A 9,983-nucleotide genomic window follows, 5' to 3' on the forward strand; every position below is an offset into this window, starting at 1 on the left:
AATTAAATATAAGATGAACGTAGGTTGGGTTGAAGCATGAAACCCAACTCCCGCATGGGTTACGCTACCGCTAACCCATCCTACAAATAATTGTGCCTCCCTACTTACAAGCGAGAAGATCGCCCAGATTGTTCTTTTTCGGACTGTTAGCGGTTAGGATCTATTACTGGGGAGACGATCGAAATAGATCAAGAAAGTGTGATAGTACAGATAAGAGATCGGGGAAAATTTTTTCGCCAAACCTAAAACTTTTTGACGCTGACGTTCTATGATGCCTCATATCTTCCTATTTTTAGAGATTTTTTCCCAAGAAGGCGGTATTCAATCATATATCAAGGATGTCCTGCAAGCTTATCTCACTTTGCCCGATTGCGAGGCGGCCGAGGTTTTTTTACTGCGGGATGCCCCTGATTGTCCTAATCCTTTCAAAAATCAAGGTATTACCTTTCATTACCTGAAAAATAACTCAGCAACTCTCGGACGCATTCAATTAGCCCTTAAGTTTCTAGTTTCTCTCCTCCGGAAACGTCCCCAACGGGTTTTTTGTGGTCATATAAATTTAGCCCCCCTCTTTGTCACTCATTATTAAGATAACTGCTATACTCCTCTATGGCTTCCCCAAAAGATTTTATTAGTCCGGTCAATTCTGGTCAAAAGTTGGTCTATCCTTTTCGCAACTATCTTAACTATCTTCACGACAAATACTCTGATTTACAGACGGGTAAGATCGCCGATTATATTCCGGAATTAGCCCTAGCAGCTCCACAATGGTTTGGTATTTCGGTAATTACCACTGACGGTCAGATTTTTGAGGTGGGAGACTGTCAGCAAACCTTTACAGTACAATCGATTTCTAAAGCTTTTGTCTTTGGATTAGCTCTAGAAGATCACGGAAGGGAATACGTTAATAGTAAAGTCGGTGTTGAACCCACGGGGGAAGCTTTTAACTCGATTATTCTCGATGAAAAAACCAATCGTCCCTATAATCCTATGGTTAATGCTGGTGCGATCGCTACCACGGATTTAATCACCGGACAGAATGCCACAGAAAGGCTAAAACGTATTTTAGAAATGTTTAAACGCTATACGGGTAGGGATCACGAGATTAATGTCCCCGTTTTTCTCTCGGAAAAATCCACCGGCAATCGTAATCGGGCCATGGCCTATCTGATGCTAAATTTTGGCATGGTCAGCGATAAAATTGAAGAAACCCTCGACCTTTACTGTCAACAATGCGCCATCCTCGTCCATGCTCACGATTTAGCCCTGATGGCCGCTACCTTGGCTAATGGAGGTGTCAACCCCATCACAGGAATACGGGCGATCGATGAACACTACGTTCAAGATGTGATCAGTGTTATGCTTACCTGTGGAATGTATGACGCTTCGGGAGAATGGGCCTATCGGGTAGGATTACCGGCAAAAAGCGGTGTCGGGGGCGGAATTACGGCAGTAGTTCCCCATCAGTTAGGAATTGGAACTTTTTCGCCCCTTTTAGATGAAAAAGGCAACAGCATCAGAGGAGTGAAAATTTGTCAAAATATTTCAGAGGATTTTGGTTTACATTTATTCAATGTGGCCAAACCAGAACGAGATTTAAAAACATGGCTTGAAGGCAATAGTTGATAGGCTGTAAGCTGTTCGTAATTTAAATTGCTTGTTGAGATGAGGCACTCTTGCAAGAGGCAAGACCCCCCCAACCCCTAGTAGGGCAAGGGGGAATTATGAATTATGAATTATGAATTATGAATTGGGGTGTGGGGAAGTGGAGAGTTTTCTGTTGTGAACAGTGAACAGTAAACAGTAATCAGTGAACTGAAAACTCAAATCTGATCACTGATTGAAGATGGCTACCTAGCTTTTTGTCATAAATATTGATATGATTTAACAATCAGCAGCAATTTATGGTAAATATATTTATTTAGGAGAGCGAGAAAATGGCTGGATTCTTTGGCCTGTTTGGCAATAAGACGAAATACGTCGATGAACCGATGGATCTGAGCGCACCGGAACCGCAAGAGGCTTTTTACTTGGAACCCGATGACGCTAAAACTCTCGGTGATATCGACTTTATGCGGACACCGATCACGATCCGACGTACTTTCCCGAAAACTGCCTCGAATAAAAAGGGTGGCGAATCGATTAAACAGATTTCTTCCATGGAAGTCAGCAAAGTCACCGATAACGGTATTGTGGCAAAATCGGCGACTTCCGAGGCTAATAGTAACGCTAATGGTACTAATGATAACGTTCGTCGCGCTAACGATGACAGTATCAATCCTTTCCTGAAAATGGCCCGCGAAATCAAGAAATAGTATAGTAAGGTGAGCATTGGCCACCCTTGAGAGCAAACTTTGGTGGGGAAAGCCCACCTTTTTTTATGACCATTATTAACGGAAAAACCAAGTTATTAGGCGTAATCGGCGATCCTATCGGCCATACTCTTTCTCCCCCCATGCACAATGCCGCTATCGATGCCTTGGGGCTAAATTATGTCTATCTTCCCCTACCTATCGCCCCGGAAAATTTAGCAACTGCGATCGCTGGCTTGTCCGCCATTGATCTAGAGGGTTTTAGCGTCACAATTCCCCATAAATTAGCAATTATTCCCTTATTATCGCAAATTACCGAGAAAGCCAGGCTAGTGGGCGCAGTTAACACCGTCTGGCGCACGGAAACCGGCTGGCAGGGAACGAATACCGATGTGGATGGCTTTCTCGCACCCTTGAAATCCCTTGACAAAGATTGGAGTCAGGTGAATCCAGTTATTTTAGGCAATGGCGGCGCTGCCCGGGCGGTGGTGGTGGCTTGCGCCCAGTTGGGCTGTGGCGAAATTCATGTGGTAGGACGCAATCAAAAGAAATTAGATCCTTTTAAAGAAAGTTGGGCGAATACAAGCCTCTATGACCTCCTAGAAGTGCATAGCTGGGACGAATTAGAGGGGCTGGTATCCACCACAGAACTCCTGATTAATTCTACCCCGATCGGAATGTCCCCCCAGGGCGAACAATCCCCTGTTGAGTTAGAATTATTAGACCTTTTACCGCCATCGGCGATCGCCTACGATCTAATTTATAATCCCCGGCCGACCAAATTTCTGCGGTTGGCCCGGACTAGAGGGATAAGAATTATTGATGGGTTAGAAATGTTAGTTAATCAGGGAGCGATCGCACTAGAAATCTGGTTAGGTCAACCCGTCCCCGTCTCGGTCATGCGGGAAGCTTTGTTAAAACAATTCTAAATGCTAAAGTTCTATTTCTGGCTTGATTTATGACCCCTTCTAGCTCCTTTTGGAAAACTCTGAATAACTCGATTCTAGTGCGCTATCTATTATTATTTGGCTGTGGCTGGAGTCTAATTATCTTAATTAACTATTTCTACGGGATGATCGCTATTTTTACTGGTTCGGCAGTCCTGGCCGCTCTATTAAATTATCCCGTGGTTTGGTTATCCCGTTATCTACCGAGAGGACTAGCCATTGCTATTACCACCCTAGTAGCTTTTATCCTCCTATTTAGATTAGTCACAGGCATAGGATTAGAAGCGGTTAATCAGGGGAGAGGACTACTATTCAATCTTACCGATGCCCTTAGTCAAAAAGATTTTTTACCCTTTCAAGACTTTCTCGATCGATTAGATTTAAATAAAATGGTGGGAAGCTTACAAACCGGTTTAGCCACGGGTTTATCGCTTGTACAGGGAGTTTTTTCCAGTGTCTTTACGGGCATTTTCGGGGCGGTGATCAGTGTTTATATGCTCATCGACGGTGATAAACTCTGGCGAAGTTTTTTGCAACTTCTCCCCCTAGCATACCGGGAGCGTTTTGCCAAGTCTTTTCGACAAAGTTTTCTGGGATTTATTCGCGGGCAACTGTTGTTAATGCTCTTTTTATCGGTGACGAGTTTCTTAAGTTTTTCCCTATTAGGAATCAAATATGGGCTAATTTTAGCGAGCATTCTCGGTGTTATCGATGCTATCCCGGGTGTCGGGGCAACCCTGGGCATTTTGTTGGTAACTATCTTGACTTTTACCTCCCAGGGACTAGCAATTGCCGTTAAAGCTTTTATTATCTGTGTTGTCTTGGTGCAAATTCAAGATAATATTATTCGCCCTAAAGTTATGGGCAATGCCCTAGAATTAAACCCAGTAATTTTATTTTTATCCCTCTTTATCGGCGAAAGAGTTGCGGGATTATTAGGGGTTTTTCTCTCCATTCCTATCGCTGGGATGATTGCGATCTGGATCGGATCGAGCGAAGAAAAACCAATAACAGATTTAGAGGAAAATCAGTTAGGAGAAAGTCAAGAGAATTAAGGGCTGATACCCAGTCTCTACTATACAATTAGAGAAATTTGTTATCCACAACACTCGATCGCTACCTATGGAAAACCTAGATTTAAAGAAATCCTCGCCCCTCTTATTTATCTCACCGTTTTTTCTCTGGGGAACAGCGATGGTAGCGATGAAGGGTGTTATCCCCCATACTACCCCCCTATTTATGGCGGCAATTCGCCTTGTTCCCGCCGGAATGTTAGTTTTAATAGTAGCTTGGTTTTTAGGTCGTCCTCAGCCCAAAACCCTGCAAGCGTGGCTATGGATTGCCCTTTTTGCTCTGATGGATGCCACTCTTTTTCAAGGTTTTCTGGCATTGGGATTAAATCGCACCGGGGCGGGGTTAGGATCGGTAATTATTGACTCTCAACCTCTAGCGGTGGCTTTAATGTCGAGTTGGCTATTTAAAGAAGTTATCGGTGTCTGGGGGTGGTTGGGATTGGGTTTAGGAATTGGGGGAATTAGTTTAATTGGCTTGCCCGATCAATGGTTTTATGACTTTTTTGGACAAAAAGCGGTAAATATTGACTTTAGCTGGCAGGAATTACTAAATAGCGGCGAAATGCTGATGCTTTTGGCTTCCCTATCCATGGCGGTGGGAACAGTCTTAATCCGGTTTGTCTGTCGTCATGCGGATCCCGTCAGCGCCACAGGATGGCACATGATTTTAGGGGGATTGCCGCTATTTTTAGCTTCAGGTTTCAGAGAATCCCATCAATGGCAGAATATCGATTTGAATGGTTGGTTAGCTTTAAGTTATGCCACGATTTTTGGTAGTGCGATCGCCTATGGAATATTCTTTTATTTAGCCGCCAAGGGCAATTTAACCAGTTTAAGTTCTTTAACTTTTTTAACTCCGGTTTTTGCCCTCACTTTCGGGAATTTATTCCTCGGTGAGATGTTAAGTGTATTGCAATGGGTGGGGGTATCTTTAACCCTCGTTAGTATTTATTTAATCAATCAAAGGGAAAGAATCGCCCCACAAGTGCGAGCAATTTTTGCTAATCTTTCCTCTGCTTCCGTGAAGTAAACATGAGTGTTGGGTGTTGGGTGTTGGGTGTTGGGTTTTAGGGTTTTAGGGTTTTGAGGGATTAGTTAAAATTTCCCCATTTCCCCATTTCCCCATCCCCCTATTTCCCTATCCCCCTATTTCCCTATCCCCCCATTTCCCTATCCCCCCATTTCCCCATTTTCCTATCCCCAATCTCTGATTTATACCCAAAAGCAACTAACTCAAATTCCGTCCGAATTACCTCGACTCTGGCAAAATTTGCTTCTTGTAATTTCCGGTTGAGATTTTGAGAGGTAAAACCAGTTTTATGAGCCATATAGGGCATCCCGGGAACTTCTGTTCCCATGCCGTAAAACATCCACAAAGCGCGCACGGGACCTCCGGGAGAAATATATAAAGGTTCATTTTCCATATCGCCTCTAGCGACAAATTCGGCGGCAGTTTGCATATCGGGAACCACGATCATCAAAAAGCCTTCGGGTTTAAGAATGCGTTTAAATTCCTCTAGGGCGATGGGAACTTCGTAATGATAAATATGTTCTAGATTATGACTAGAAAAAACCGCATCGACGGAGTTATCGGGAACGGCACTTAAATCGGTAATAGTTCCTAAAATATCAGGGTTAACAGCAGTATTGATATCGAGGCGAATTTCTTGCCAATTGCCATCGCGGAATAGTTGGGGTAAAGCTTCGGGATTATAGGGACCACAACCCACATTTAAAACCAGTTTTTTCGGGGATTTTAGCGCTGTTATCCCTGGGGGAGCATTCCAAGCTAATAAACAAATATTTTTCAAACCAAGCAAACCGTGATTAGCGACTTGATCATCTAAAATTATCTGGGCTTGGGGATGGGTTTTAATAAAATCTTTTATGGCCTGTTGGAGAGCAGGATGCTGACATTTATTGATCATAATTAAAGCGGAATCAGACCAGAATTTTTTGGCTAAAAGTAAGGAGATCAAAAGCGATCGATAGTCTTCGGCGGCATCGTAGTAATAAACTCCCAGCTTTTCTTCACTGTTTAATTCTTCGAGATCATCGAAAAAGTTTTCCGTTTCTTGATCGCTTAAAAATATCTGTTCTGATAGTTGAAAATCCTCCAAATCCTCAGATAATATAGTTAGCTTTTCTCCCGATGGATCGTATTTAAAAAAAGCTTCTACGCCATAACCGCAGCGATCGCTATTATCGCAGAAAGCGGCGACTAAACTACCGCGACGAAAACAACCCACTTGACAGTAAACCTCGTCCGGTTGCAGACAGGCAACGGCGAGATTGAGCAGGGGAAAGAGATTGCGATCGGGATAGGAGGCGGTTTTTTGGCTTAAAAGGGTTAATTGCTCGGAAATAGGCGACATTAAAGCCGATCCCCAATCCTGATACTGTTGAGGCAATTGTTCTAAGAATTTCTGTAAATCCATGCTCTTGCTTTCCCGAAAACTATAATCCTTTTCCACTATCGTAAATCATCGTGCTTGTCATCAGGTCACAGACTTAATTGTGGAAGAGTGATAATCTGATCTATTAGCCCATCAGCACAAGTAGACCAACTTCTGATATGCCCTACAACTGCTTCCAGATCAAATTTTGGGGAGTACGGGGAAGTATTCCCTGTCCTGGTTCGGAAACCGTTCGTTATGGTGGTAATACTTCCTGTGTAGAGATGCAAGTCGGTAGAGAAAGATTAATTTTTGACGGTGGTACGGGGTTACGCCTACTAGGACAGTCTTTGATGGCAGAAAGTCCAGTGAAAGCCCATTTATTTTTCAGCCACTCCCATTGGGATCATATTCAAGGTTTTCCTTTTTTTATCCCTGCTTTTATCCGGGGCAATACTTTTAAAATCTACGCAGTTCCCTCCCCCAACGGGGTGACCATGAAGCAAAGATTACACGATCAGATGTCACATCCCAATTTTCCCGTGCCTTTGCAGATTATGCGGGCCGATTTAGAATTTTATAATCTAGAAATGGGCGAAACCCTCAACTACGGCGATGTCAGCGTCGAAACCCGTCCTTTAAATCATCCAGGGGAAGCGGTGGGTTATCGGGTAAATTGGCAGGGTTTATCGGCAGCATATATTACCGATACCGAACATTTTCCTGATCGCCTTGATGATAACGTTCTGGCTTTGGCCTGGCAAGCGGATGTGATGATTATTGATGCTACCTACACCGATGAGGAATACAACGATCCTAAGTATTCTAAGGTGGGTTGGGGCCATTCCACTTGGCAGCAGGCAGTCAAAATCGCCCAGGCAGCGCAAGTTAAGCAGTTAGTTCTATTTCATCACGATCCCGGCCATAATGACGATTTTCTCGATCGCATTGGGGAAGAGGCAAGAAAGATTTTCCCTGAAACTATTCTCGCCCGGGAAGGCCTGTTGATCGAACTACGACCGGAAGGTTCTCGGATAGATGAAGCGTAACCTAAGTCACTGTTCCCCACCATGAAGATAACTGCTGTAGATGGTCAACAGCTTATCCCCGTGAGCGGAGATAGGATAGAATGATATAACTTCATCTGGGATTTTCTCTGGTGCTATATTATAAAAATGTCCAATCAATCCTCACCTAACTCCACAGAAATACAAGCAATTTTTGATCAGATCGCTCCCGAATATGACCGCCTTAATCAAGAATTAAGTTTAGGATTACACCGTATCTGGAAATTAATGACAGTCAAATGGTGTCAACCCAAAAAAGGGGATTTTGCTCTCGATATCTGTTGTGGTAGCGGCGACCTGACTAACCTATTATCAAAACAAGTGGGTAAAACCGGCAAAGTGATCGGACTAGATTTTTCCCCACAACAATTAAAAATCGCCCGTCAACGTTTTAGCGCCACTAATATTAACTGGATGGAGGGGGATGCCCTCAATTTACCCTTTGCCGATTCTAGCTTTGATTGTGCCACTATCGGCTATGGATTACGCAATGTGGTCGATATTACCCAATGTCTGGGGGAATTATACCGAGTCCTGAAACCGGGTGCTAAAGCGGCGATTCTTGACTTCCATCAACCTACCCAAACCATCGCCAAATTATTCCAAAACTGGTATCTCGATCATATCGTCGTTCCGGCTGCCGAGCGCTACGGCTTAACTGACCAGTACGCTTATATTAGTCCCAGTATCGATCGCTTTCCCCTGGGCCCAGAACAGGTAAAATTAGGCTATCAGTCGGGATTTTCCAGCGCTGTTCACTATCCACTCCTAGCCGGACTGATGGGAGTGTTAGTCTTGAAGAAATAACTTACTCACATTTCCGTTTATTTTTTGCTGCTAAATTGAATCTCCCTACTCTTTGGACATGGCTCTTACCGCCGATCGCGGGGGCAATTATTGGCTATTTTACGAACGATGTAGCCATAAAAATGCTATTTCGTCCCTACAAAGCGATTTATATCGGTAAGCGTCCTCTTCCCTTCACTCCGGGGTTAATTCCTCGCAATCAAGATCGATTAGCTGTCCGGGTATCGGATACGATCATGGGTTCCCTGTTAACTCCCGAGGAATTACAAAAACTGGCTAAACGACTCCTCGACACCGAAAGGGTACAGGGGGCGATACTCTGGCTGTTACAATTAGCTTTAAAACAAATAAAAGGCGATCGGCAAGCAAAAACTGCCGAGATTTTGGCGGCAATTCTTCATGATTTATTCGGGGAATCTTTAGCGAGATTACTAAAAGTTTTAGCCCGACGACAGGACTTTTTAGAAAAACAGATCAATCAAATTTTTGATCGCCTAGTCTTAGAATTTTCTCTCAGTGAACAACAGGCGCGACAATTCTCCGATTGGCTATTAGAAACCGTCCTACCCCCCGATATTATCCGTCTAGCTTTAATCGATTTTTTAACCGATCGCAATATTCAAGTTATCGATGAAGGATTTCGGGAAAAAACCAGTGGAACCTATTGGGTAGTAGCCAATTTATTCGGTTTACGCAATGCCCTGGCCCGCTTACGCACTTTTTGCCTTGATGAAAAGGATTTAGCTAATACCAGAATCAAAGAATTATTACTATCTTTAGAGATGCGTAATCGTCTGAAAAACTGGTTACAAAGTATCTCTTTGCAAAATTTACCTATCTCCACCGTCAGACAATTGCGTAAAACCACTAGAGACACGGTGCGAATTTATATTCAAGAAAGTGGCGAACAATTTCTGCAAGATTTTGGACAAACGATCGACTGGCATCAAATCGCTAATTTAATTATTAATCGTCTGCAATCTTCGGGGTCAATGAATACATCATTAGGGGTAATTAGTCAAGAGTTAGCGTTAATTTTAGAGCGTTATCTAGAGGAAGATTTAGAGAAATTAGTCGCCCAAATTATCCCAATTCTCAACATCGATCAAGTGATCCGCGATCGGGTAAATGCCACTTCCCCGGCCGATCTGGAAAATGCTATTCAAGGCATTGTTAAACAGGAATTACAGGGAATTGTTAATCTTGGTGGGATTCTCGGTCTTCTAGTCGGACTAATGCAAACAATTATTTTAATTGCACAGAATCCGGGGTAATAATTAGGGTCTGCTGAAAAAGTTTGTTGGTGGGGGCAGGGTGTGGGGTGTGGGGTGTGGGGTGTAGGGTGTGGGGTGTGAATTTTCCCCCTGAAAAAGCCTTAATC

The 9,983-nt window shown here is 43.5% G+C and carries 9 protein-coding genes and 1 pseudogene; 9 read left to right on the forward strand and 1 reads right to left on the reverse strand.

Annotated features, from left to right (window positions below; translation table 11 throughout):
- Positions 1-268: 268 nt before the first annotated feature.
- From PX636_RS12145 to PX636_RS12170, 6 genes and pseudogenes are all read left to right on the forward strand, one after another.
- A pseudogene (locus PX636_RS12145) lies at positions 269-571 on the forward strand (glycosyl transferase group 1); the annotation flags it as partial.
- A 38-nt stretch (positions 572-609) separates the two neighbouring features.
- On the forward strand, positions 610-1,626 hold the full coding sequence (gene glsA, locus PX636_RS12150) for a glutaminase A (RefSeq protein ID WP_002796994.1): 1,017 nt from the start codon (positions 610-612) through the stop codon (positions 1,624-1,626).
- 311 nt (positions 1,627-1,937) lie between these two features.
- Complete coding sequence (locus PX636_RS12155) at positions 1,938-2,315, forward strand: hypothetical protein (RefSeq protein WP_002796995.1); 378 nt, start codon at positions 1,938-1,940, stop codon at positions 2,313-2,315.
- A 65-nt stretch (positions 2,316-2,380) separates the two neighbouring features.
- Positions 2,381-3,241, forward strand: coding sequence for a shikimate dehydrogenase (locus PX636_RS12160; protein ID WP_125730538.1), 861 nt, complete (start codon positions 2,381-2,383; stop codon positions 3,239-3,241).
- Between the two features lie 29 nt (positions 3,242-3,270).
- Positions 3,271-4,314 (forward strand): AI-2E family transporter, encoded by a 1,044-nt coding sequence (locus PX636_RS12165; RefSeq protein WP_002796997.1) that lies wholly within the window; start codon positions 3,271-3,273, stop codon positions 4,312-4,314.
- Between the two features lie 67 nt (positions 4,315-4,381).
- Positions 4,382-5,362: a DMT family transporter gene (locus tag PX636_RS12170; protein ID WP_002796998.1), complete on the forward strand. Its 981-nt coding sequence runs from the start codon at positions 4,382-4,384 to the stop codon at positions 5,360-5,362.
- A gap of 124 nt (positions 5,363-5,486) precedes the next feature.
- Here the strand turns inward: PX636_RS12170 and PX636_RS12175 are convergent, their stop codons facing one another.
- Complete coding sequence (locus PX636_RS12175; RefSeq protein WP_288117367.1) at positions 5,487-6,770, reverse strand: class I SAM-dependent methyltransferase; 1,284 nt, start codon at positions 6,768-6,770, stop codon at positions 5,487-5,489.
- A gap of 137 nt (positions 6,771-6,907) precedes the next feature.
- On the opposite strand from PX636_RS12175, the gene PX636_RS12180 reads away from it, so the two are divergent.
- From PX636_RS12180 to PX636_RS12190, 3 genes are all read left to right on the forward strand, one after another.
- Positions 6,908-7,777, forward strand: a complete 870-nt coding sequence (locus PX636_RS12180) for an MBL fold metallo-hydrolase (protein ID WP_288117369.1) — start codon at positions 6,908-6,910, stop codon at positions 7,775-7,777.
- Between the two features lie 126 nt (positions 7,778-7,903).
- The gene (gene ubiE, locus PX636_RS12185; protein ID WP_288117371.1) at positions 7,904-8,602 is read left to right on the forward strand and encodes a bifunctional demethylmenaquinone methyltransferase/2-methoxy-6-polyprenyl-1,4-benzoquinol methylase UbiE; all 699 of its coding nucleotides are present in this window, start codon (positions 7,904-7,906) and stop codon (positions 8,600-8,602) included.
- A gap of 35 nt (positions 8,603-8,637) precedes the next feature.
- A complete protein-coding gene (locus PX636_RS12190) occupies positions 8,638-9,876 on the forward strand; it encodes a DUF445 domain-containing protein (protein ID WP_288117373.1) in 1,239 nt (412 codons plus the stop codon).
- Positions 9,877-9,983: the final 107 nt, after the last annotated feature.

Source organism: Microcystis sp. M53598_WE2 (assembly GCF_030067735.1).
GTDB lineage: Bacteria > Cyanobacteriota > Cyanobacteriia > Cyanobacteriales > Microcystaceae > Microcystis > Microcystis aeruginosa.

What these genes read in the sequence shown, in the direction of transcription:
- glsA (WP_002796994.1), top strand. Translation starts at nt 610, where the DNA reads ATGGCTTCCCCAAAAGATTTTATTAGTCCGGTCAATTCTGGTCAAAAG.
- PX636_RS12155 (WP_002796995.1), top strand. Translation starts at nt 1,938, where the DNA reads ATGGCTGGATTCTTTGGCCTGTTTGGCAATAAGACGAAATACGTCGAT.
- PX636_RS12160 (WP_125730538.1), top strand. Translation starts at nt 2,381, where the DNA reads ATGACCATTATTAACGGAAAAACCAAGTTATTAGGCGTAATCGGCGAT.
- PX636_RS12165 (WP_002796997.1), top strand. Translation starts at nt 3,271, where the DNA reads ATGACCCCTTCTAGCTCCTTTTGGAAAACTCTGAATAACTCGATTCTA.
- PX636_RS12170 (WP_002796998.1), top strand. Translation starts at nt 4,382, where the DNA reads ATGGAAAACCTAGATTTAAAGAAATCCTCGCCCCTCTTATTTATCTCA.
- PX636_RS12175 (WP_288117367.1), bottom strand. Translation starts at nt 6,770, where the DNA reads ATGGATTTACAGAAATTCTTAGAACAATTGCCTCAACAGTATCAGGAT.
- PX636_RS12180 (WP_288117369.1), top strand. Translation starts at nt 6,908, where the DNA reads ATGCCCTACAACTGCTTCCAGATCAAATTTTGGGGAGTACGGGGAAGT.
- ubiE (WP_288117371.1), top strand. Translation starts at nt 7,904, where the DNA reads ATGTCCAATCAATCCTCACCTAACTCCACAGAAATACAAGCAATTTTT.